Here is a 22,543-nt window from a genome sequence, read left to right as displayed (position 1 = left end):
TTGTCGACCGTGACGTCAGACCAGCAGCCGCGCCCGCGGGGCAAGTTCATGTGGCGGATGCTCGCCACCGTCGTCGGCGGTCAGGCGCTCGTCATCTTCTTCGGTGCCCTGACCAGCCGCGGCCTCGACCAGGAGCAGGCGCCCGTCGTGGCCGGCCTGACCCCCTTCGCCCTGTTGTGCGGCCTGGCCGTCCTCGCGCTCGTCTCCGCGGGACTCATGCGGCGGCCCTTCGGGCCGGCGCTCGGATGGATCGTCCAGCTGCTGTCCATCCTCTCCGGAGTCTTCGTGACGATGATGTTCGCCGTCGGGGTGATCTTTGCGCTGCTGTACTTCTCCTGCGTCCGCATCGGCCGCCGCGTCGATCACGAGCAGGCCGAGCGGGCCGTGACCGAGCAGGAGAGCTGACCACGTGGACTACTTCACCGCGATCGTCCTGGGCCTCGTCCAGGGCCTGACCGAGTTCCTCCCCGTGAGCTCGAGCGCGCACGTCTCGATCGTCGGCCAGCTGATGGGTCAGGAGGACCCGGGCGCGGCCTTCACCGCGATCACCCAGCTCGGCACCGAGGCGGCCGTCGTCATCTACTTCTGGCGCGACATCACGACGATCATCCGCAAGTGGTGCCTCTCGCTCGCGGGCAAGGTCGCCACGGACGACCCCGACGTGCGCATGGGGTGGCTGGTCATCATCGGCACGATCCCCATCGGCCTGCTCGGCGTCCTCTTCCAGGACCAGATCGAGACGACCCTGCGCAGCCTGTGGATCACGGCGACGATGCTCCTCGTCTTCGCGCTCGTCATCATGGCCGCCGAGCGGGTCGGCACCCAGCGACGCGAGCTGACCGACCTGACGTGGCGGCACGGCGTCGGCTACGGGCTCTTCCAGGCGCTCGCGCTCATCCCCGGCGTCTCCCGCAGCGGTGGCACCATCGCCGGTGGTCTCTTCATGGGGTACACCCGCAAGGCGGCTGCCCGCTACAGCTTCCTCCTCGCCATCCCGGCGGTCATCGCCTCCGGCGGCCTGCAGGTCGTCAAGATCGCCGGCGGCGAGGGCACCGGCGAGACCGGCTGGGGGCCGATCATCATCGCCACGGTCATCGCCTTCGCGGTCGGCTACGCCGTCATCGCGTGGTTCATGAAGTTCATCGAGACGCACACCTTCACGCCCTTCATGATCTACCGGATCCTCCTGGCGCTCGGCCTCTTCGCCCTGCTGGGTACGGGCACGATCTCGGCGTGACTACGCTGGGCCCCGTGACCGAGACTGCGCAGACCGAACGTTCCCTGATCCTCGTCAAGCCCGACGGCTTCCGCCGTGGCCTCACCGGTGAGGTGATCCGCCGCATCGAGGCGAAGGGGTACACCCTCGCCGCCCTCGCCGTGGTCACCCCGACCCGCGAGCAGCTGGCCGCGCACTACGCCGAGCACGAGGGCAAGCCGTTCTACGAGCCGCTGCTCGACTTCATGTCCTCCGGCCCGGTCGCCGCGGTCGTCATCGAGGGCCAGGAGTGCATCAAGGGCTTCCGCTCCCTCGCCGGCGCGACGAAGCCGACCGAGGCCGCCCCCGGCACGATCCGCGGCGACCTCGGCCGCAAGTGGGCGGGCACGGTGGACGAAAACATCGTCCACGGCTCCGACTCCCCGGAGTCCGCCGACCGCGAGATCGGCATCTGGTTCCCGAGCCTCTGACGTGACTGGAGCCCGACGAGGACGCCGAGCTCTCCCGACCCTGGCCCGCGACCTGGCGATCGACCTCGGGACGGCCAACACCCTCATCCACCAGCAGGGTCGCGGCGTCGTGCTCGACGAGCCGAGCGTCGTGGCGCTGAGCGTCGAGACCGGCGGTCTCGCCGCGGCCGGTGGCCGGGCCAAGGAGATGCTCGGGCGCACCCCGGGCGCCCTGCGTGCCGTGCGACCGCTGCGGGCCGGCGTCATCAGCGAGCCGGACGCCGCGGAGGCGATGCTGCGCTGGTTCACCGACCGCGTCGGGGTCTCCAGCGTCTTCCGACCCCGCATGGTCGTGTGCATCCCGAGCGATGTCACCGGGGTGGAGCGGCGCGCGGTCGAGGAGGCCGCGCTGCGGGTCGGCGCCCGACGCGTCTACCTCGTCGAGGAGCCGATGGTCGCCGCCATCGGCGCCGGCCTGCCGGTGACCGACACCGAGGCCTCGATGGTCGTCGACATCGGCGGTGGCTCGACCGACGTCGCCGTCATCGCCCTCGGCGGCATCGTCGCCTCGCGCAGCACCCGCGTCGCCGGTGACGCCCTCGACGACGCGATCGTCGACCACGTCCGCCGTCACCTCTCGCTGCTCCTCGGGGAGCGCAGCGCCGAGCACATCAAGGTCGAGGTCGGCTCCGCCTTCCCCCTCGCCCGCGAGGTGAGCACCCGGGTGCGTGGTCGCGACCTCGTGACGGGTCTGCCCAAGACCGTCGACGTCGGCTCCGCGGAGATCCGCCGGGCCATCGCCGCACCGGTCGGGCAGATCGTCTCCCTCGTGCGTGACGTGCTCGACCGCTGCCCGCCGGAGCTGGCCGGTGACATCCTCCAGCGCGGCATCACCCTCACCGGGGGCGGCGCCCTGCTGCGCGGCATCGACGCCCGCCTGCGCCACGAGCTCGGTGTGCCGGTGACCGTGGCCGAGACACCTCTGCGGGCCGTCGTGCGCGGCGCGGGCCGGTGCGTCGACGACTTCGCCGCCCTGCAGCCCGTGCTCGTCGACGGTCATCGCTTCTGATGCGTCGCCGAGTCCTGCCGGTGCTGCTGGTGCTCACGGCCCTCGTGCTCCTGGCCGACCTCGCGGGGGCGCCCCTCGGGCCGCTGCGCGGCGTCGGAGACCAGGTGCTCGGGCCGGTCGAGCGCCTCGTCGCGCCGGGGCCGGACGAGACCGACCGGCTCGAGCAGGACAACCTGCGCCTCGACGAGCAGGTACGCCGCCTCGAGGACCGCGAGGGCGTGGGCGACGAGCTCGAGCGCCTCGACCCCGACCTCGAGTCCGTCACGGCCCGAGTCGTCGCCCTCGACCGCGCGGGCGCCTCCGGCCCCGAGCGGGTCACCGTCGACGTCGGCCGGCGCGACGGTGTGCGCGCCGACAGCGCGGTCATCGCCCCGGATGGTCTCGTCGGTCGCGTCGTGTCCGTGGGGGAGTGGACGAGCGACGTCGAGGTCATCGGTGCCGACTCCTCCGTCGGCGTCCGCACGGGCGCGAAGGGGGTCATCGGCACCCTGTCGGGGTCGCACCCCACGACGACCCACGCCGCGGACGAGCTCGTCATCACCCAGCTGACCCGGGACCGGGCCCGCGAGGGCGACGAGGTCGTCACCCTCGGCAGCCCCGGCCAGCGGCCCTACCCGCCGGGTGTCCCGGTCGGCACGGTGACCCGGGTGGAACGGGCCCCCGGCCAGCTGACCGACACGGCCGTCGTCGAGCCCGCCGTCGACCTGGCGACCGTCGACGTCGTCGCCGTCGTCACCGGACCCGGGCGAGCCGCGGGCGGCTCGTCGTGACCGGTCTGCGGTGGCCGGTGCGTCTGGTCCTGCTGGCCCTGGCGCTCGTCGCCGTGCTCGCCCTGGGCGCGCGCGGCGTCGTCACCCCACCCGACCTCGTCGTCCTCGTCGTCGTCGGCGTCGCCCTCGCCGCGGGCTCGGGAGCCGGTGCGCTCACCGGCCTCGTCGGCGGGTGGCTCGTGGATCTCGCGCCACCCGTCGGGGTCCCCCTCGGTCTCTCCGCCCTCGGGTACGCGGCGGCCGGGTGGCTCGCCGGCTACGCGCACCGTCGTGCCGGGCACCCCTGGTGGTGGTCCCTGCCGGTCGTCGTCGGCGCCTGCCTCGTCACCCGTGCCGCGCCGGCGCTCGTCGACCTCGGCAGCGCGCGCCCGGTCGCCTGGGGCGCCCTCGCCTGGCAGGTCATCGCCACCGCGACGATCGGCCTGGTCCTCGTGACCCTCGTCGAGCGCGTCGAGGCCACCCTCGTGCAGCGGCGGTGGGCATGAAGCCTCGCGCCCCGCGGATGCAGGCGCGGATGCTCGCCTCCCTCGCCGTGCTCACCCTGCTCGCCGGTGTCCTCATCGGTCGCCTCGGTCAGCTGCAGCTGACCGACCACCCGGCAGGCGCCGACGGCGCGAGCGGTCCCGGCACCTCCCGCGTCACCCTGCCGGCCCTGCGCGGCCGCATCCTCGACCGCGAGGGTCGGCCGCTCGTCGACAATGCGGTGCGCACCGACGTGACGATCGACCGACGCGCTCTGGCCGACGCCGACGACGGTGGCCGAGCCACGGTGCGCCGCCTCGCGCAGGCGCTGGACCTCCCCTTCGACCGCATGTGGGGCCGCACGACCCTGTGCGGTGCGCCCGGAGCCGCCGACCCGCCGGACTGCTGGGCCGGCTCCGCCCTCGTGCCCGTGCCGCTCGCCGTCGACGTCGACCCGCAGGCCGCGGCGACGCTCACCGAGCGACCGGAGCTCTACCCGGGCGTCACCGTGACCAACCAGCCGGTGCGGGCCTACCCCCGCGCGGCCGGCGGTGGCGCTCCGCAGACGACCGGCTACCTCACCCGGTCGGAGGGGGACGACGGTGGTCTCGTCGGCGCCGCCGGCCTGGAGCTGCAGTACGACGAGCTGCTCCGAGGCACCCCGGGCCACAGCGACGTGCGCGTCGACGCCCGTGGCGTGCCGGTCGAGGAGACCGACCGGGAGGAGCCGGTCGCGGGCTCCGACCTCGTGACGACCCTCGACCTCGACGTGCAGCGCACGACCGAGCGGGCCCTCGCCGACGGGGTGGCCGATGCCCGCGACCGGGGCCACCGCGCCGACACCGCGGCCGCGGTCGCCCTCGACCTGCGTGACGGCGGGGTCGTCGCCTCGGCGAGCGTGCCCACCTACGACCCCTCGGTCTGGTCCCAGGGGGTGACCCAGACCCAGTACGACCGGCTGACGTCGGGGGAGGGCAGCCCGCTCATCGACCGGGTCACCGGGGTGGCGCAGCCGCCGGCCTCGACCTTCAAGGCGGTGACGCTGCCCGGCGCGGTCGCCGCCGGCACCGACCTCGACGACGAGGTCAACTGCTCGTCGTCGTACCGCACCGGGGGGCGGACCTTCAACAACTTCGAGTCACGGGCCTACGGCATGATCAGCTGGCGCGAGGCGATCAAGGTCTCGTGCGACACGGTCTTCTACCGGGTCGCCGACCGGGTCTGGCGCGACCAGGGCGGTCTCTCGGGCGACGACGCCGGCGACCCCCTGATCAGCACCGCCCGCGACCTCGGGCTCGGCGCCCCGACCGGCATCGACCTGCCGGCGGAGTCCAGCGGCCGCATCCCCGACCGGGAGTGGAAGCGCGAGTGGTGGCGCACGACGAAGGACGCCTCCTGCCGCGCTGCGAAGCGCGGCCACCCCGAGGTCGAGGACCGCACCGAGCGGGCCTACCTGACCGCCCTCGAGCGGGACAACTGCCGCAGCGGCTACCAGTTCCGCCCCGGCGACGAGGTCAACCTGTCGATCGGGCAGGGCGACGTCACTGCCACGCTGCTGCAGATGGCCCGGGTCTACGGCACGATCGCCACCGGTGGCACCGAGCCGAGCCCCCACCTCGGTCGGGCGACGATCGCCCCCGACGGCCGGCGCACCCGGCTCGACGCGCCCGCGACGCGCGAGGTCGACCTGCCGGGGGAGTCCGGCAGCCTGCTGCGCACCGCCCTCGGCGACGTCGTGGACCGGCCCGGCGGCACCGCCCGGTCGGCCTTCGCCGGCTTCCCGCTGCGGCAGTGGCCGGTCGCCGGCAAGACCGGGACGGCCGAAGTCTACGGCAAGGAGGACACGGCGTGGTTCGTCTCGTACGCGCCGACGACTCGGCCCCGCTACGTCGTCGCGGTCGTCGTCTCCCAGGGCGGCACGGGCGGCGGGACGGCCGCGCCGATCGCCCGCGCGATCCACGAGGACCTCGCGGGCGTCGACGACTGACTCAGCAGCAGCGCGTGCCCGGGTTGCGCTCCTGCCAGGCGTAGTGCTCCCGCCAGAAGTCCGCGCGCGACGGCACCGGCCGGTCAGGGTGGACCCGCCGGAGGTGCTCGACGTACCGCTCGTAGCGGTCGGCCCCGGTCACCCCGGACACGAAGCGGCCCATCCGCCGCACGACGTCGAAGGGAGTGCCCGTCGCCGCGGTCACCCGCGCGGCCGCGATGAGGGCGAAGACGAGCTTCTCCCTTCCCGTCACGAGGTGCGGTGCCCGGACGGCGACCGGAGGTCGGTCGGGGTCGGTGCGGACCCGCTCGACGCCGTCGCGCTCCTCGACGAGGGGTCCCGTCTCGACGTGCTCGGTCATGTGACTCCTCGGCTCACCGCGATGTGATCTGGACTACGTGTCGGAACCTGACCGACCAGTGGCTAGGCTGTCGGACATGGCTGATTTCGACGTCGTTGTGCTCGGTGCTGGACCCGGTGGCTATGTGGCGGCGATCCGCGCCGCGCAGCTCGGCCACAAGGTCGCGGTGATCGAGAAGAAGTACTGGGGCGGTGTCTGCCTCAACGTGGGCTGCATCCCGAGCAAGGCGCTCATCAAGAACGCCGAGCTGGCGCACACCCTGACCCATGACAAGAAGAAGTTCGGCATCGAGGGCGACGCCACGATGTCCTTCGGCCCGACGCACGCCCGCTCCCGCCAGGTGAGCGCTGGCATCGTCAAGGGCGTCCACTTCCTCATGAAGAAGAACAAGATCACCGAGATCGACGGCTGGGGCACGATCACCTCCGCCAACACCGTCGACGTGGCGCTCAACGACGGCGAGACCAAGACGGTCTCCTTCGACAAGCTGATCATCGCCGCCGGCGCGACCACCCGCATGCTCCCGGGCGTCGAGGTGAGCAAGAACGTCGTCACCTACGAGGAGCAGATCCTCGGCGACAACCTGCCCGGCTCGATCATCATCGCCGGCTCCGGCGCCATCGGCGTCGAGTTCGCCTACGTGCTCAAGAACTTCGGCGTCGACGTCACCATCGTCGAGTTCCTCGACCGGATGGTCCCGACCGAGGACGCCGACGTGTCCAAGGAGCTGGCCAAGCACTACAAGAAGCTCGGCGTCAAGGTCATGACGAGCACCAAGGTCGAGTCCGTCGAGGACACCGGCTCCGGCGTCAAGGTCACCGTCACCCCGGCGAAGGGGGGCGACGCCCAGGTCCTCGAGGCCGACCGCCTCCTGTCCGCCATCGGCTTCGCCCCGCGCACCCAGGGCTACGGCCTGGAGTCGATCGGGGTCGAGCTCACCGAGCGCGGCGCCATCGCGATCGACGAGTACTGCCGCACCAACGTCGACAACGTCTACGCCATCGGTGACTGCACCGCGAAGATGATGCTCGCCCACGTCGCCGAGGCCCAGGGCGTCGTCGCCGCGGAGCACATGAGCGGTGCCGAGACCATGCCGGTCGACTACGACTTCATCCCGCGCGCGACCTACTGCCACCCGCAGATCGGCTCCTTCGGCTACTCCGAGGAGCAGGCGAAGGACAAGGGCTTCGACGTCAAGACCGCGACCTTCCCCTTCACCGCCAACGGCAAGGCCATGGGTCTGGGCGACGCGGTGGGCTTCGTCAAGGTCGTCGCCGACGCGGAGCACAACGAGATCATCGGCGCCCACATGATCGGCCCCGACGTCACCGAGCTGCTCCCGGTCCTCACCCTCGCGCAGAAGTGGGACCTCACCGCCGACGAGGTCGCCCGCAACGTCTTCGCGCACCCGACGCTGTCCGAGGCGGTCAAGGAGGCCGTCGAGGGCATCGCCGGCCACATGATCAACTTCTGATTAGGGACGAAGGGGAGGCCGCTGCTAACCTTCAACGGTTGCCGTGAGAATCGGCCGCGGATCCACAGAGCCCCGGTGAACCAGCCCGGGCGCGCCGCGCAACGAACCAAGAATGGAGCAGTGTCGCAGCATGCCGCTGACCGCTGAAGTCAAGAAGCAGATCATGGCCGAGTACGGCACCGTCGAGGGCGACACCGGCTCCCCGGAGGTCCAGGTCGCGCTCCTCACCCAGCGCATCAAGGACCTCACCGAGCACGCTCGTGAGCACAAGCACGACCACCACAGCCGTCGTGGTCTGCTGCTCCTCGTCGGCAAGCGCCGTCGGCTCCTCCGCTACCTGGAGAGCACCGACATCGAGCGCTACCGTGCGCTGATCAAGCGCCTCGGCCTTCGCCGATAATAGCTTCGTGAAGAGCGGTTCCCGTCCCTGGGGGCCGCTTCTTCGCGTATCCGGGGGGATCCTCCCTCCGGCACAACTGAAGAGTGACAACCGAAGATCGTCCAGACCGAAGACCTGACCGGGGCACAACGACGATGCTCCCGGTAGTAGAGAGAAAAGGAGGACCCGATGGAGGGTCCTGAGATCCAGTTCGCCGAGGCCACGATCGACAACGGCCAGTTCGGCACCCGCACCATCCGGTTCGAGACCGGCCGCCTCGCCAAGCAGGCCGGCGGCGCCGTCGCCGCCTACCTCGACGGCGAGACCATGCTCCTGTCGACCACGACGGCCGGCAAGACCCCCAAGGACCACTTCGACTTCTTCCCGCTGACGGTGGACGTGGAGGAGCGCATGTATGCCGCGGGTCGCATCCCCGGCAGCTTCTTCCGCCGTGAGGGCCGTCCCAGCACGGACGCCATCCTCACCTGCCGGCTCATCGACCGCCCGCTGCGCCCGACCTTCCGCAAGGGTCTGCGCAACGAGGTCCAGGTCGTCATCTCGGTGCTGTCGGTCCACCCCGACCACCAGTACGACGTGCTCGCGATCAACGCCGCGTCGGCGTCGACCCAGATCTCCGGGCTGCCCTTCTCGGGCCCGATCGGTGCCGTCCGCGTCTCGCTCATCGACGGCCAGTGGGTCGCCTTCCCGAATTTCAGCGACATCGAGCGCTCGACCTTCGACATGGTCGTCGCCGGCCGCGTTGTCGACGGCGGTGACGTCGCGATCATGATGGTCGAGGCCGAGTCCACCGAGTCGACCTGGGACCTCGTGAAGACCCAGGGCAAGACCGCCCCGACCGAAGAGGTCGTCGCCGAGGGCCTCGAGGCCTCCAAGCAGTTCATCAAGACGCTCTGCGACGCGCAGGCCGACCTGGCTGCCAAGGCCGCCAAGCCGGTCCAGGAGTTCCCGATCTTCCTCGACTACGAGGACGACGCCTACGCCGCCGTCGAGGCCGCCACCTCCGGTGACCTCGCCACCGCGCTGACCATCGCCGGCAAGCAGGAGCGCGAGTCGCGCCTCGACGAGATCAAGGACGCCATGAAGGCCTCCCTCGCCGGGACCGAGGAGGCTCCCGGTGAGTTCTTCGGCCGTGACAAGGAGCTGTCCGCGGCCTTCCGCTCCGTGCAGAAGGCGCAGGTCCGCCAGCGCATCCTGCGCGACAAGGTCCGCATCGACGGCCGTGGCCTCGCCGACATCCGCGCCCTGGGCGCCGAGGTCGAGGTCCTGCCGCGCGTGCACGGCTCGGCGCTCTTCGAGCGCGGCGAGACCCAGATCATGGGTGTCACCACGCTCAACATGCTCAAGATGGAGCAGCAGATCGACTCGCTGAGCCCGGTCACGCGCAAGCGCTACATGCACAACTACAACTTCCCGCCCTACTCGACCGGTGAGACCGGCCGCGTGGGCAGCCCGAAGCGCCGCGAGATCGGCCACGGTGCGCTCGCCGAGCGTGCGCTCCTGCCGGTGCTGCCCTCCCGCGAGGAGTTCCCGTACGCGATCCGTCAGGTCTCCGAGGCCCTCGGGTCCAACGGCTCGACCTCGATGGGCTCCGTGTGCGCCTCGACGATGTCGCTGCTCAACGCCGGTGTGCCGCTGCGCGCCGCCGTCGCCGGCATCGCGATGGGTCTGGTCTCCGACGAGGTCGACGGTGAGACCCGCTACGCGGCGATGACCGATATCCTCGGCGCCGAGGACGCCTTCGGCGACATGGACTTCAAGGTCGCCGGTACCCGCGAGTTCGTCACCGCGATCCAGCTCGACACCAAGCTCGACGGCATCCCCGCCTCGGTCCTGGCCGGCGCGCTGACCCAGGCTCGTGACGCGCGGATGCACATCCTCGACGTCATGAACGAGGCCATCGACGCCCCGGACGAGATGGCTCCGACCGCTCCGCGGATCATCACGGTCAACGTGCCCGTCGACAAGATCGGCGAGGTCATCGGCCCGAAGGGCAAGATGATCAAGCAGATCCAGGAGGACACCGGCGCCGACATCAGCATCGAGGACGACGGCACCGTCTTCATCGGTGCGGTCGACGGCCCGTCCGCCGACGCCGCGCGCAACGCGATCAACGCGATCGCCAACCCGCAGATGCCCGAGGTCGGCGAGCGCTTCCTCGGCACCGTCGTCAAGACCACGACCTTCGGCGCCTTCATCTCGCTGACGCCGGGCAAGGACGGCCTGCTGCACATCTCCGAGGTGCGCAAGCTCGTCGGTGGCAAGCGGATCGACGCCGTCGAGGACGTCGTCGCCATCGGCCAGAAGGTCCAGGTCGAGCTCAAGGAGATCGACCCCCGCGGCAAGCTGAGCCTCGCCGCCGTCCTCACCCCCGAGCAGGAGGCCGCCCTGGCCGCCGACTCGAAGGGCGATGACGAGGGTGGTCGTGGCGGTCGCCGTGAGGGCGGTCGTGAGGGTGGCCGCGAGGGCGGTCGCGACGGTGGTCGTGAGGGTGGCCGCGAGGGCGGTCGCCGTCGTCGCCGCCGCGGCGACAACGACTCCGCGGACTCCGGCGAGGGCTCCGGCTCCGACGAGTCGGGCGACGCGCAGGACGACTGACCACTGGGGTCTCCGCAAGGGGGCCGGCTCTCCTCCGGGAGGGTCGGCCCCCTTCGTCGTGCCTGTGGACGGTCGACCGGCGAGCCGCGCGACCCTCTCCTACGGTGATCCGGACACACGCCACACACCAGGGGGAACCATGAAGGCCGTGCGCCTGCTCATCGGGGTCATCGCACTCGTGCTCGTCGTCGTGGGGGCGATCCTCGTCCCGCACTCGGGCGCCCCGAGCGTCACCGGCAGCGAGGTCGAGCGCGTCCTCGACGTCCCGCCGTCCGGGTGATGGGCGCAGGCATCATGAGGAAGCCCCCGGCACCGTGCGGTGTCGGGGGCTTCCTGGTGCGGGGGAGCGGTGGCTCGGTCAGGCAGCGTGACGCGCGGTGCGACGGGTCTCGTCGATCCAGCGCATCTCCATGCGGGTCCGGCCGTCCTCTCCACGCACGGCGACCCAGGTGCAGGTCAGCTTCGGGGCGGGTCGAGTCGTCTCGGTCTTCTTGAGGGTGGTAACGGTCATTGCGGACACCTCCTGTTCACTTTCTGTTCATGTACGACCCTAGCACCAAAGTGAACGGAAGGTGAACACGCTGCCCGGTCGAGCGCGTGTCGCCCGGCTTCGTAGGCTGTGCCCATGACGACGAAGGTGGCAGTGATCGGCGCCGAAGGGCGCATGGGTGCGACGGCCTGCGAGGCGGTCGAGGGTGCGGACGACCTCGAGCTCGTCGGCCGCTTCGACGAGGGCGACGACCTGGGCGATCTCGGGGGCGCCGACGTCGTCGTCGAGTTCACCGTCCTGTCCGCCAGCGAGCGCAATGTGCGCCACTGCGTCGAGCGCGGCGTCCACGTCGTCGTCGGCACCTCCGGCTGGACGGACGAGCGGGCGGCGCAGCTGCGCACCGAGGTCGAGGCGAAGGGGGGAGTGGGCGTGCTCATCGCCCCCAACTTCGCCATCGGCGCGGTGCTGATGATGCAGTTCGCCAAGCAGGCGGCGCGCTTCTACGAGTCGGTCGAGGTCGTCGAGCTGCACCACCCGCGCAAGGTCGACGCCCCGAGCGGCACCGCCACCCGCACGGCTGAGCTCATTGCCGCCTCCCGGGCGGAGGCCGGGCTCGGTCCGGTCCCGGACGCGACGACCGACGACCCGGACGGCGCGCGCGGTGCGAGCGTCGAGGGTGTGCCGGTCCACGCCGTGCGTCTGCGCGGGCTCGTGGCGCACCAGGAGGTGCTCCTGGGCAACGAGGGCGAGACGCTGACGCTCCGCCACGACTCCTTCGACCGGGTCTCCTTCATGCCCGGTGTCCTCACGGGGGTGCGCGAGGTCGCCAAGCACCCCGGCGTCACGGTCGGTCTGGAGCACGTCCTCGGTCTCTGACCGGGGCGTGTCCCGCGGCGTCGGCGCGGTCAGCCCCAGCCGAGGGCGCGCAGGCCCGCGGCCAGCGCGGCGGCGGCGAAGACGACGATGACGAAGTTGGCCCGCACCCACAGCAGCACGACGGCCAGCGCGACGGCGGCCAGACGGGCGTCGACGACGATGCCGTCGTTGCCGCCGACGGTCTGCGTCACGAGCAGGCCGGCGAGCAGGGCGACCGGGAGCAGCCCGATGATCCGGGACCGGCGCCGACCGTCGACGAGGGACTCGGGCACGAGGTAGCCGACGTACTTCGTCACGAAGCCGAGCACGCACGCGGCGAGCACGCAGACCCACAGGCTGGTGGCGCTCACAGCAGGTCTCCTTCCGGTTGCTCGATGTCGTGGGCGCTGCTCGGCCCGGCGGAGGCCAGTCCGATGACGATCGCCGCGATGGCGGCGAGGAGCACGGGCACGCCGGCCGGCATCGGGGCGAAGCTGATGAGGGCGATGGCGGCGGCCAGGGCGGCCGTCACCTGTCCGGTGCGGTCCTTGAGCCGGGGCCAGATGAGCGCGACGAAGGCGGCAGCAGCGGCGGCGTCCAGGCCCCACACGCGCGGGTCGCCGATGGCATTGCCGACGAGCGCGCCGACGAGGGTCGACAGGTTCCAGAAGGCGTAGACGCCCAGCCCGGCGGCCCAGAAGCCGGTGCGCTGCACCTCGGGCTGCTCCTGGGCGAGGGCGACGGCGGTCGACTCGTCGATCGTCAGGTGGGCGGCGGCCGCCCTGCGCCACCCGAGCAGCCGCAGCACGCGGGCGAGCTGGAGCCCGTAGAGCCCGTTGCGGATGCCGAGGAGGGTGGAGGTCGCGACGGCGGTGACCGAACTGCCGCCGGAGGCGATGATGCCGACGAGGGCGAACTGCGAGCCGCCGGTGAAGAGCAGCAGGGACAGCGCGACGGTCTGCCACACGTCGAGCCCGGCGGCGATGCCGAGGGCCCCGAAGCTCACGCCGTAGACGCCGGTCGCCAGCCCGACGGACAGTCCTTGGCGGCGGGCGGCGGCGTGCTCGGCGGCGAAGGGGGCCGCGCTCACGGCGTCTCGTCCGTGAGGGCCGCGACGAGTCGGACCTCCCGGGCGGTGTCGCCGTCGGGGGAGATGACGCGGTCGCGGTAGGCGCCGTCGGGCACGAGCCCGGCGCCGGTGAGGAAGCCGCGCAGGGCCTCGTGCTCGACGAGGCTCCAGGTCGCGACGTGCTCGGCGCCGGCCTCGCGCAGGATGTCGACGGCAGCGTTGACCAGGCGGGAGCCGTGACCCTGGCGCCGGTGCCCGGGGTGGACCCCGAGGGCGGTCACCTCACCGGTGGTCTGCCCGGCGTCGGGGTCCTGGCTGGGGCCGATGGCGACGAACCCGACCACCTGCTCGCCGGCGCAGGCGACGAGGAGGCGGTGCACCCCTTCGGGCGGTGTGCGAAGGGAGTCCGCCCACGCCGCGGCGAAGGCCCGCGGGTCGAAGGCGGCGTGCACCTGCGGTGGCACGACGCCGTCGTAGGCCTGCTGCCAGACGAGGGCCTGCACCTGCCCGACGGTCGTGGCGTCGTCGGCCGTGGCGCTGCGGACGCTGGCGTCGGCGGTCGTCATCAGCGGCCGACGAACCGGGGGGAGCGGCGCTCGCCGAAGGCGCGCTGCCCTTCGGCGAGGTCGTCGCTGGCCCAGGCGCGGGCGAAGGCGGTGGCGTAGTCGGCGTCTGGGCCGGGGGTGGCGCCCATGCCGAGCTTCGAGCCGGCCTGGGTGAGCGGGGCGAGAGCCACCGTGCGGTGGGCCAGCCCGAGAGCGGTGTCCAGGCCCCCGCGCTCCTGCGCGAAGCCGAGGCGCCACGCGTCGTCGTCGGTGAGGACGGCGGCGGTGAGCACCATGTGGCGGGCGGCGCCCTCGCCCCACATGCGGGTCACGCGGTCGAGGGTCCACTTGTCGACCATGAGGCCGAGCTTGGCGACGGGCACGGCGAAGCGGGCGGGGGAGTCGACGACGCGGATGTCGCAGGCGACGGCCAGCTGCATGCCCAGACCCATGCACGAGCCGGAGATCGCGGCGATTGTCGTCACGGGGACCGCGGCGAGGTGCTGGAGCACCTCCGCGAGACGCTCGGTGAAGGAGACGTCCTCGAGCTCGGTGAGGTCGGCGCCGGCGCAGAAGTGCCCCTCGGCACCGGTCAGGACGAGGGCCCTCGACCCGCCCTCGACGGCGGCCACGACCGCGGCGTGCAGCTCCTCGAGCGTCGCCAGGTCGAGGGCATTCCGCCGGTGGGTGCGGTCGATCGTCAGGACGGTGACGTCGTCGGTGGTCTCGCTGAGGATGGGCACGTCGTCAGCATACGGAGGGGCTCAGGCGGCGAGCAGCAGCCCTCCCAGCGCGACGAGCCAGCTGACGAAGCTGCCGACGAGGAAGTACTCGGTCACCTTGTCGATGTCGGAGGCGCGGGTGTCGTCCTCGCTGCGGGCGTGCGACCTCAGCTCGGGCCAGCGGATGAGCCCCTTGGCGGCGATGACCAGGCCGGCGGCGGTGAGCTCACCGGCCAGGCCGAGCCCGAGGATGAAGAGGCGCTCGAGCGGGCCGAGCAGCCGCCCGCCGCGCAGCTCGCCGTCGACGCCGCCGGTCACCGGTCCGGCCGGCAGGGCACCCGTCGTCACGAGCACCAGGCGCACGAGCCGGTTGCCGGTCGCGAGCTGGACGAGGGTGAGCCCGGCGAGCAGCAGCGCCCGGTCGGGGGCCGGCTGCCACGGCAGGTGGCTCCAGGCCAGCCAGTCGGCGAACCACCCGCCGACGGGCGGCGCCCAGCCGGAGGCGAGCAGCTGAACGCCCACGGCCGCGGCGAAGACACCGAGTGCCAGCGCGTGACCGCGGCCCCGGTCGGCCCGCTCCGCGCACACGAGCCACGCGACGAGACCGGCGACCGCGAGAGCCGTGAGGGCGACGCCACCCCAGGTCGCGAGCAGGCCGGTCGCGGATGCGATGACGACGAGCAGCAGCACCCCGGCGGCGGGCACGCCACGGGTCTCACGAGGCGCGTCGGAGGGCTGCGGGCCGAGGCTGCGCAGCAGGTCCGCGAGACCGATGGTGATGAGCAGGACGGACAGGACGCTCACGGGAGCCCTCCGAGGTCGGCGTCGAGGCGGACGAGGTGGTCGAGGGCGTCGCGGTGCACCCGCCGCGAGACGGCCGTGGGGGAGACGTCTTCCGCCTCGGCGAGCGCCCGCTGGCTGGTGCCGTGCAGCAGTCCCCGCAGCAGTCGGTGGGAGCGCTCGTCGAGGTCGGCCAGGAGCAGGTCGCGGTGCTGCAGGGCGGCGTCGAGGGCGGTGCCGGTGGGGGAGTCCTCGCGCCACCGGGTGCGCACGACGCGGCCGTCGGCCCGGGCGGCACTCTCGGCGTCCTTGGCCAGGGTGATGGCCTCGCGGGCGAGCCACCAGCCGGGCCCGTCCTGGACGGTGCCGTCGTCGCTGAGCGCGGTGACCTCTCCGTGGCCCAGACCGTAGCGGGTCTCGACCTCCGGCAGCAGCCCGGTGCGCAGCAGCAGGGCAGCGTGCACCGCCTGCCCGCGGCGGGCCCACGCCCCCTGGAACTCGTCGCCGACGGTGATCCGCACCGGGTGCACGGGGTCGGTCGTCGCGTTGATTGTGGCGATGACCTCCTCGAGCCGCGCGTGCAGACCACGGCGGTCGGCCGCGGTGCGGGAGCCGACGACGTCACCGATGAGGGTGGCCACGGAGGTCATGTGAACACTCTACAGCGATATCGACGAAAATAAACAGATATGGTTGATCTACCTGTTGGTGAACTCATGAGGTTCACGTTCGTAGGTGACGAAGTCGAAGCCCTCGCGCGGGTCCCGGCGCACCTCGCGCCACACGCGCGCATCGACCTCGGGGAAGAAGACCTCCGCCTCCGGCGAGCGGTCGATCTCGGTCAGCTCCAGCCGCGAGGCCAGGTCGATCGTCTGCCGGTAGATCTCACCGCCACCGAGGACGTGCACCTCGCCGGGGCCGGCGGCGACGAGGGCCTCGGCGAGCGAGTGGACGACGATCGCGCCGGGGGCCGACCACGCGTGGTCGGAGGTGACGACGATCGTCGTGCGGCCCGGCAGCGCCCGTCCGATCGAGTCCCAGGTCCGCCGCCCCATGATCATCGTGCCGCCCATGGTCAGCGCCTTGAAGTGCGCCAGGTCCTCGGGCAGGTGCCACGGCATGCCACCGTCGACGCCGATGGCCCGGTTGGCCCCGAGCGCCGCGACGAGGACGAGCCGCTGGTCGTGCCCCAGCTCGACGAAGGGAGCCAGCCCCCCGTCCCGCAGCCCCTCCAGCACGACCCGCTCGTGCGGCACGACGAGCGCGGGCAGCTCCGCGAGCGGCCACCACCGCAGGTCGGCCGCCTTGTCCGGCTCGCGCAGCGTCGGCTCGCCCGACCAGGCGGTGACGTGGAAGAAGAAGTCGGCGCGCTGCTCGCGCACCCCGGCGAGCGTCGAGCGCTGCACCGTCGTCAGGGGAGTCGCCTCGAGGACCCGCACGCCCAGCTCCTCGTCGACCTCGCGCGCCAGGGCCTGGCTCGGGGCGCTGGCGTCCTCGACGTGGCCGGCGGCCCCGCAGGCCCACCACCCGTCCATGAATCCGGTGCCGCGACGCAGCTGGAGCAGCACCTCGGTCCCGCCGTCGCCCTCCCGGGTCATCACGGCGTAGGCGGCGGCGAGCAGGGGCACCCGGCCGCGCAGCTCCTCGGGGACGGGGCGGGGCAGGCTCATACGGCGATCGGCGCCTTGATCGAGGGCGCGGCCTCGTAGCCGACGAGGGTGAAGTCCTCGAGCTCGTAGGCGTCGATCGAGTCGCGGGGCGCGATCTCCATCCGCGGCAACGGACCGGGGGTGCGGGTCAGCTGCAGGTCCGTCTGCTCGAGGTGGTTGAGGTAGAGGTGCGCGTCACCGAGGGTGTGGACGAACTCGCCCGGCTCCATGTCCACCTGCTGCGCGACCATCATCGTCAGCAGCGCGTACGAGGCGATGTTGAAGGGCACGCCGAGGAAGATGTCGGCGCTGCGCTGGTAGAGCTGGCACGACAGGCGGGGGCGGCCCCCTTCGCTCGCCGGGGTGACGTAGAACTGGAACATCGTGTGGCAGGGCGGCAGCGCCATCTCGCCGACCTCGGCGACATTCCACGCGGAGACGATGTGCCGCCGGCTGTCGGGGTTGGTCCGCAGCCCCTCGATGACCTGCGCGATCTGGTCGACGGTCGACCCGTCGGGCGTCGGCCAGGAGCGCCACTGGTGCCCGTAGACCGGCCCGAGGTCACCCTGCTCGTCGGCCCACTCGTCCCAGATGCTGATGCCGCGCTCCTGCAGCCACCGCACGTTGGTGTCGCCGCGCAGGAACCACAGCAGCTCACCGATGATCGAGCGCAGGTGCAGCTTCTTCGTCGTGAGCACGGGGAAACCCTCCGACAGGTCGAAACGCATCTGGTGGCCGAAGACGCTCCGGGTGCCCGTGCCGGTCCGGTCGGACTTGACGACCCCGTGGTCGCGGACGTGCTCGAGGAGGTCGAGGTACTGGCGCATGGCGCCACGATAGACGCCGCCACCGACGGCTACGCTGAGCCGCATGACGACTTCCCCCTTCGGACGGGTGATCACCGCGATGGTGACCCCCATGACCCCTGACGGCGCGGTGGACACGAAGGGCGTGGCCGCCGTCGTCGAGCACCTCGTCGCCACCGGACACGACGGTGTCGTCGTCAACGGCACCACCGGCGAGTCGCCGACCCTCAGCTCCGCCGAGAGCATCGCGATGGTCGAGACGGTCAAGGAGGCGGCCGGTGACCGGCTCGCCGTCACCGCGGGGGTCGGCTCCAACAACACCGCCCACGCCATCGAGATGGCTGGCCAGGCCACCGCGGCCGGCGCCGACGGCCTGCTCGTCGTCTCCCCGTACTACAACAAGCCCACCCAGCCGGGCCTGCTCGCGCACACCCGCGCCATCGCCGACGCCGCCGAGCTGCCGGTCATGCTCTACGACATCCCGGGGCGCACCGCGACCCCCTTCGCCGTCGAGACGCTCGTCGCGCTCGCCGACCACGAGCGGATCGTCGCGGTCAAGGATGCGAAGGGGGACCTCTGGGCCGCCTCGCAGGTCATGGCCGCGACCGACCTGCTCTGGTACTCCGGTGCCGACGAGCACAACCTCGCGCACCTCGCGCAGGGCGCCCACGGCGTCGTCTCCGTCGTCGGGCACGTCGCCGGCCGTGAGTACCGCGCGATGATCGAGGCCGTCGACGCCGGCGACCTCGCGACCGCCCGCGAGATCCACCACCGCCTCATCCCCGTCACCAATGCCCTGATGTCGACCTCGCAGGGCGCGATCATGGCCAAGGCCGCCCTCGTCGAGCTCGGTGTCATCGAGCACGCCGCCGTGCGCCTGCCCTACGTCGAGGGGCCGGCCGAGCACCTCGAGGTGCTGCGCGCCGGCCTGACCGCCTCCCGGATCGGAGCCACCGCATGAGCCACCCGCACCCCGACCTCGAGCTGCCGCCGCCGCTGGCGAAGGGGGCGCTGCGCGTCATCCCGCTCGGGGGCCTCGGCGAGGTCGGCCGCAACATGGCGGTCATCGAGCACGACGGCCAGCTGCTCATCATCGACTGCGGTGTCCTCTTCCCCGAGGACCACCAGCCGGGCGTCGACCTGATCCTCCCGGACTTCGACTACATCCTCGACCGGCTCGACGACGTCCAGGCGATCGTCCTCACTCACGGCCACGAGGACCACATCGGCGCCGTGCCCTACCTGCTCAAGCACAAGCCGGACATCCCGCTCGTCGGCTCGATGCTCACGCTGGCCCTCGTCGAGGCCAAGCTCAAGGAGCACCGGATCAAGCCCTACACGCTCGGCGTGCGCGAGGGCGGGCGCGAGTCCTTCGGCGTCTTCGACTGCGAGTTCATCGCCGTCAACCACTCGATCCCCGACGCGCTGGCGGTCTTCGTGCGCACCGAGGGCGGCACGCTGCTGCACACGGGCGACTTCAAGATGGACCAGCTCCCGCTCGACCGGCGCCTCACGGACCTGCGGGCCTTCGCCCGGGTCGGCGAGGAGGGGGTCGACCTCTTCCTCACCGACTCGACCAATGCCGAGGTCCCGGGCTTCACGACGCCCGAGCGGGAGATCGGCCCGGCGATCGACACCGTCTTCCGCAAGGCGCGCCGGCGGATCATCGTCGCCTGCTTCTCCAGCCACGTGCACCGTGTCCAGCAGGTGCTCGACGCGGCCGAGCGCAATGGCCGCAAGGTCGCGATGGTCGGGCGCTCGATGGTGCGCAACATGCGCATCGCCGCCGACCTGGGCTACCTGCACGTCCCCGACGGGGTGCTCGTCGACGTCAAGAAGCTCGACAACTACCCCGACGACGAGGTCGTGCTCATCTGCACCGGCAGCCAGGGCGAGCCGATGGCCGCCCTGTCGCGCATGGCCAACCGCGACCACCGGATCGACGTCGGTGACGGCGACACCGTGCTGCTCGCCTCGAGCCTGATCCCCGGCAACGAAAACGCCGTCTACCGGGTCATCAACGGTCTGATGCGGCTCGGCGCCGACGTCGTGCACAAGGGCAATGCCAAGGTGCACGTCTCCGGGCACGCGAGCGCCGGCGAGCTGCTCTACTGCTACAACATCGTCAAGCCGCGCAATGTCATGCCGGTCCACGGCGAGTGGCGCCACCTCGTCGCCAACGCCGACCTGGCCATCGCGACGGGCGTCGACCCCGACCACGTCGTGCTCGCCGAGGACGGCGTGGTCATCGACCTCATCGACGGTCGCGCCCGCATCGCCGGCGCCATGCCCTGCGGCTACGTCTACGTCGACGGCTCGAGCGTCGGGGGCGCCACGGAGGAGCTGCTCAAGGACCGCCGCATCCTGCGCGACGAGGGCTTCATCTCCGTCATGGTCGTCGTCGACTCCTCGAGCGGCAAGGTCGTCGCCGGCCCGGAGATCACCGCCCGCGGCTTCGCCGAGGACGACGAGATCTTCACCCAGGTCAAGCCCAAGATCGTCGCGGCCCTCGACGAGGCCGCCCGCAAGGGCACGACCGATACCCACCAGCTGCAGCAGGTCGTGCGCCGCGCGGTCGGTGGCTGGGTCGGCGGCAAGATCCGTCGCCGCCCGATGATCATCCCGGTGGTCGTCGAGGCCTGAGACCGCCCGGGGGCGAAGGGGGCCTGCCGGGTCCCCCTTCGCCCTACCCGAGGAGGGTCAGAGCGAGCGCAGCGCCGCCAGCAGGCGGTCGATGTGCTCGGGCGTCGTGCCGAGGCCGGCACTGATCCGCACGGCGGTGTCGTGCTCGGTCTCGGAGAGCAGGTCGTCGACGAGCAGGTGGGCGCAGAACTTGCCGTCGCGCACCCCGATGCCGTGGTCGTCGCCGAGGACGCGGGCGACCTCGGCGCTGTCGTGGCCGTCGACGGTGATCGTCGCCACCGGGGCCCCGTCACCCCCGCCGAAGAGGGTGTGCACGCGCACGCCCTCGATCTCGGCGAGGCCGGCGAGCAGCCGGATGCGCAGGGCCTGCTCGTGGTCGCGGATCGCCCGCTCGTGCTCGCTGACGATCTCGCAGGCGGTGGCGAGCGCGACCGCGCCGAGCACGTTGGGGGAGCCGGCCTCGTGGCGGGCCGGGCCGTGCGTCCACTCGGTCGTGTCGAGATCCACGCGGGCGGTGGCGCCGCCGCCGGCGAGGTAGGGCTCGGCGGCGTCGAGCCAGTCGCTGCGCCCGACGAGGACGCCGGCGCCGAAGGGGGCGTAGATCTTGTGACCGCTGAAGGCGATCCAGTCCGCGCCGATCGCCTCGATGTCGACCCGGCGGTGCGGGACGACCTGCGCGGCATCGAGCGCGAAGCGGGCGTCGTGCTCGTGGGCGAGAGCCGCGAGCCGCTCGACCGGCCAGTGCTCGCCCGTGACGTTGGAGGCACCGGTGGCGACGACGAGCCGGTGCTCGGCGGGGTGGTTGCGCAGCGCCTGCTCGAGCAGGTCGAGCGCCTCGTCGTGGCTGTGCGGCACGGGCAGGCGCAGGGCGCGGGGCCAGGGCAGGAGCGCGGCGTGGTGCTCGGAGCCGAAGACGAAGACGAGCGTGTCCTCGGGCAGGGCGCGGGCCAGCAGGTTGAAGGAGTCGGTCGTGTTGCGGGTGAAGACGACCTGGTCGTCCTCGCGGGCCCCGACGAAGGTCGCGACGGTCTCGCGGGCCTGCTCGTAGCGCGAGCTGGTCACCCGCGAGGCGAAGCCGGCGCCTCGGTGCACGGAGGAGTAGGTGACGGCGGCTGCGGCCACCTCCTGGGCGACGGCCGCGAAGGCCGGCGTCGTCGCCCCGTGGTCGAGGTGCGCGTACTCGACGGTCGAGCCGTCGGCGTCGCGGTAGGTCAGGCCCTCGCTGACGAGCGCGGGCAGGGCAGTGGAGGTGCGGTGGAGGTCGGACACGGTCATGGGAGTGCTCCTGATCCGTCAGGGACCCGGGCGGTGACCTCGAGTCCGCGCTTGCCGGGCGACACTGCGTCGCCGGCCAGGTCGTCACCCGGAGCACCCCACCGCGGACGAGGGTTGCCGACCAGCTAGCCGGGGCTTGTCGCTGGTACTCGTGACCTTGGGTCGAGACCCTAGCCGATGACGGGTGCCGGCTGTCGAGCCACTCCGGGACCCGTCTCGCGACCTGGGACGTCAGGCGAGGGCGAGGGCGAGCACGGCCCCGGCGACGAGGTGGGGGCCGAAGGCGAGCGAGGTCCGTCGGCCCGCCCGGCGCGTGAGGAGCAGCGACAGGGCGACGATGCCGCCGAGCACGAAGCCCAGCCAGATGCCGACGACGAGCTCGCTCCAGCCGAGCCAGGCGAGGGTCGGGGCGATCGACACGAGCAGCTTGGCGTCGCCCAGGCCGATCGAGCGGCCGGGCAGGAGCAGGGAGAGAGCGATCGCGCCGCCGCCGACGAGCAGGGCTGCGGTGCCTGCGCGTGCGAGGGCCGCGAGGTCGCCGGTGGCGAAGGAGGCGACGGTCACGGCCAGGGCGATGGCCGGCGCGAGCGGCACGGTGATCGCATTGGGCAGCCGGTGCACGTCGGCGTCGATCGCGGCGAGCACGAGCCCGGCCAGCGACAGGGAGAGCGGGGCCAGCAGGACGGGCCAGGGTCGGTCGGCGAGCCCCCGCTCGACGGCCACGGCGACGAAGGGGGCGACCGCCGCCACCCACACGTGGCGGGGGAGGGGACCCCCTTCGTCCTCCCGGCGGTAGCCGCCGGTGGCCAGCCAGCGCCAGCCGGCGACCCCGACGACCAGGGCCAGGATCGCGACGACGACGGTGCGGGCTTCCACGGCCGTGACGCTACTCGGTGGGCGACCGGGGCGCGCCGGCTCGTCCACAC

General features: G+C 72.2%; 26 protein-coding genes and 1 riboswitch. Of the genes, 14 read left to right on the top strand and 12 right to left on the bottom strand.

The window, feature by feature from the left end:
* Positions 1–9: 9 nt before the first annotated feature.
* The 7 genes from CWN80_RS01205 to CWN80_RS01175 are packed head-to-tail and all read left to right on the top strand — an operon-like array spanning position 10 to position 5,953.
* Entirely contained in the window at positions 10–405 is a 396-nt protein-coding gene (locus tag CWN80_RS01205; RefSeq protein WP_238148009.1) for a DUF4233 domain-containing protein, read from the top strand.
* Between the two features lie 4 nt (positions 406–409).
* Positions 410–1,237, top strand: a complete 828-nt coding sequence (locus tag CWN80_RS01200) for an undecaprenyl-diphosphate phosphatase (protein WP_007926076.1) — start codon at positions 410–412, stop codon at positions 1,235–1,237.
* A gap of 14 nt (positions 1,238–1,251) precedes the next feature.
* Positions 1,252–1,686: a nucleoside-diphosphate kinase gene (gene ndk, locus CWN80_RS01195; protein WP_007926078.1), complete on the top strand. Its 435-nt coding sequence runs from the start codon at positions 1,252–1,254 to the stop codon at positions 1,684–1,686.
* Between the two features lies 1 nt (position 1,687).
* On the top strand, positions 1,688–2,734 hold the full coding sequence (gene mreB / locus CWN80_RS01190) for a rod shape-determining protein (protein ID WP_128276748.1): 1,047 nt from the start codon (positions 1,688–1,690) through the stop codon (positions 2,732–2,734).
* The gene (gene mreC, locus CWN80_RS01185) at positions 2,734–3,504 is read left to right on the top strand and encodes a rod shape-determining protein MreC (protein ID WP_128276747.1); all 771 of its coding nucleotides are present in this window, start codon (positions 2,734–2,736) and stop codon (positions 3,502–3,504) included. The genes mreB and mreC overlap by 1 nt, the downstream gene beginning before the upstream one ends.
* Entirely contained in the window at positions 3,501–3,989 is a 489-nt protein-coding gene (mreD, locus tag CWN80_RS01180) for a rod shape-determining protein MreD (protein WP_007926086.1), read from the top strand. Before mreC ends, mreD begins: the two co-directional genes overlap by 4 nt.
* Entirely contained in the window at positions 3,986–5,953 is a 1,968-nt protein-coding gene (locus tag CWN80_RS01175; RefSeq protein WP_128276746.1) for a peptidoglycan D,D-transpeptidase FtsI family protein, read from the top strand. Before mreD ends, CWN80_RS01175 begins: the two co-directional genes overlap by 4 nt.
* 1 nt (position 5,954) lies before the next feature.
* Here CWN80_RS01175 and CWN80_RS15705 read toward each other — a convergent pair whose 3' ends face one another.
* On the bottom strand, positions 5,955–6,314 hold the full coding sequence (locus CWN80_RS15705) for a YbdD/YjiX family protein (protein ID WP_007926088.1): 360 nt from the start codon (positions 6,312–6,314) through the stop codon (positions 5,955–5,957).
* A gap of 76 nt (positions 6,315–6,390) precedes the next feature.
* Between CWN80_RS15705 and lpdA the strand changes: the two genes are divergently transcribed.
* From lpdA to CWN80_RS15255, 4 genes are all read left to right on the top strand, one after another.
* Entirely contained in the window at positions 6,391–7,788 is a 1,398-nt protein-coding gene (lpdA, locus tag CWN80_RS01165; RefSeq protein ID WP_128276745.1) for a dihydrolipoyl dehydrogenase, read from the top strand.
* 130 nt (positions 7,789–7,918) lie between these two features.
* Positions 7,919–8,188, top strand: a complete 270-nt coding sequence (gene rpsO, locus CWN80_RS01160; RefSeq protein ID WP_007926089.1) for a 30S ribosomal protein S15 — start codon at positions 7,919–7,921, stop codon at positions 8,186–8,188.
* Positions 8,189–8,356: 168 nt separating this feature from the next.
* Complete coding sequence (locus CWN80_RS01155) at positions 8,357–10,783, top strand: polyribonucleotide nucleotidyltransferase (protein ID WP_007926091.1); 2,427 nt, start codon at positions 8,357–8,359, stop codon at positions 10,781–10,783.
* 139 nt (positions 10,784–10,922) lie between these two features.
* Entirely contained in the window at positions 10,923–11,063 is a 141-nt protein-coding gene (locus CWN80_RS15255; RefSeq protein WP_156811739.1) for a hypothetical protein, read from the top strand.
* 78 nt (positions 11,064–11,141) lie between these two features.
* Here the strand turns inward: CWN80_RS15255 and CWN80_RS15250 are convergent, their stop codons facing one another.
* Positions 11,142–11,294 (bottom strand): hypothetical protein, encoded by a 153-nt coding sequence (locus CWN80_RS15250; RefSeq protein ID WP_156811740.1) that lies wholly within the window; start codon positions 11,292–11,294, stop codon positions 11,142–11,144.
* Between the two features lie 114 nt (positions 11,295–11,408).
* Between CWN80_RS15250 and dapB the strand changes: the two genes are divergently transcribed.
* Positions 11,409–12,149, top strand: a complete 741-nt coding sequence (dapB, locus tag CWN80_RS01150) for a 4-hydroxy-tetrahydrodipicolinate reductase (protein WP_040880901.1) — start codon at positions 11,409–11,411, stop codon at positions 12,147–12,149.
* Positions 12,150–12,178: 29 nt separating this feature from the next.
* Here the strand turns inward: dapB and CWN80_RS01145 are convergent, their stop codons facing one another.
* The 8 genes from CWN80_RS01145 to CWN80_RS01110 are packed head-to-tail and all read right to left on the bottom strand — an operon-like array spanning position 12,179 to position 17,720.
* Positions 12,179–12,499 (bottom strand): AzlD domain-containing protein, encoded by a 321-nt coding sequence (locus tag CWN80_RS01145; RefSeq protein WP_007926098.1) that lies wholly within the window; start codon positions 12,497–12,499, stop codon positions 12,179–12,181.
* Positions 12,496–13,218, bottom strand: a complete 723-nt coding sequence (locus CWN80_RS01140) for an AzlC family ABC transporter permease (protein WP_007926100.1) — start codon at positions 13,216–13,218, stop codon at positions 12,496–12,498. Before CWN80_RS01140 ends, CWN80_RS01145 begins: the two co-directional genes overlap by 4 nt.
* Positions 13,215–13,763, bottom strand: coding sequence for a GNAT family N-acetyltransferase (locus CWN80_RS01135; RefSeq protein ID WP_007926103.1), 549 nt, complete (start codon positions 13,761–13,763; stop codon positions 13,215–13,217). Before CWN80_RS01135 ends, CWN80_RS01140 begins: the two co-directional genes overlap by 4 nt.
* On the bottom strand, positions 13,763–14,485 hold the full coding sequence (locus tag CWN80_RS01130; RefSeq protein WP_007926105.1) for an enoyl-CoA hydratase-related protein: 723 nt from the start codon (positions 14,483–14,485) through the stop codon (positions 13,763–13,765). Before CWN80_RS01130 ends, CWN80_RS01135 begins: the two co-directional genes overlap by 1 nt.
* Positions 14,486–14,506: 21 nt before the next feature.
* Positions 14,507–15,268, bottom strand: a complete 762-nt coding sequence (locus tag CWN80_RS01125; protein ID WP_040880950.1) for a hypothetical protein — start codon at positions 15,266–15,268, stop codon at positions 14,507–14,509.
* Positions 15,265–15,894: a SatD family protein gene (locus CWN80_RS01120; protein ID WP_128276744.1), complete on the bottom strand. Its 630-nt coding sequence runs from the start codon at positions 15,892–15,894 to the stop codon at positions 15,265–15,267. Before CWN80_RS01120 ends, CWN80_RS01125 begins: the two co-directional genes overlap by 4 nt.
* A 48-nt stretch (positions 15,895–15,942) precedes the next feature.
* Positions 15,943–16,914, bottom strand: a complete 972-nt coding sequence (locus CWN80_RS01115; RefSeq protein ID WP_007926110.1) for a dihydrofolate reductase — start codon at positions 16,912–16,914, stop codon at positions 15,943–15,945.
* Positions 16,911–17,720, bottom strand: coding sequence for a thymidylate synthase (locus tag CWN80_RS01110; protein ID WP_007926111.1), 810 nt, complete (start codon positions 17,718–17,720; stop codon positions 16,911–16,913). Before CWN80_RS01110 ends, CWN80_RS01115 begins: the two co-directional genes overlap by 4 nt.
* A gap of 43 nt (positions 17,721–17,763) precedes the next feature.
* Here CWN80_RS01110 and dapA point away from each other — a divergent pair, with 43 nt between their 5' ends.
* Both dapA and CWN80_RS01100 read left to right on the top strand, forming a co-directional pair.
* Complete coding sequence (gene dapA, locus CWN80_RS01105) at positions 17,764–18,660, top strand: 4-hydroxy-tetrahydrodipicolinate synthase (protein ID WP_040880903.1); 897 nt, start codon at positions 17,764–17,766, stop codon at positions 18,658–18,660.
* Entirely contained in the window at positions 18,657–20,342 is a 1,686-nt protein-coding gene (locus CWN80_RS01100) for a ribonuclease J (protein WP_128276743.1), read from the top strand. Before dapA ends, CWN80_RS01100 begins: the two co-directional genes overlap by 4 nt.
* Positions 20,343–20,399: 57 nt before the next feature.
* On the opposite strand, the gene CWN80_RS01095 is transcribed toward CWN80_RS01100, so the two are convergent.
* Together CWN80_RS01095 and CWN80_RS01090 are read right to left on the bottom strand one after the other, a co-directional pair.
* A complete protein-coding gene (locus CWN80_RS01095) occupies positions 20,400–21,617 on the bottom strand; it encodes an aminotransferase class V-fold PLP-dependent enzyme (RefSeq protein ID WP_007926115.1) in 1,218 nt (405 codons plus the stop codon).
* 42 nt (positions 21,618–21,659) lie between these two features.
* Positions 21,660–21,774, bottom strand: a riboswitch (SAM riboswitch).
* 74 nt (positions 21,775–21,848) lie between these two features.
* Complete coding sequence (locus tag CWN80_RS01090; protein WP_157986889.1) at positions 21,849–22,493, bottom strand: prepilin peptidase; 645 nt, start codon at positions 22,491–22,493, stop codon at positions 21,849–21,851.
* Positions 22,494–22,543: the final 50 nt, after the last annotated feature.

It is taken from the genome of Janibacter hoylei PVAS-1 (genome assembly GCF_004025845.1).
Lineage (GTDB): Bacteria > Actinomycetota > Actinomycetes > Actinomycetales > Dermatophilaceae > Janibacter > Janibacter hoylei.
This window is presented reverse-complemented; position numbering and strand designations above follow the sequence as displayed.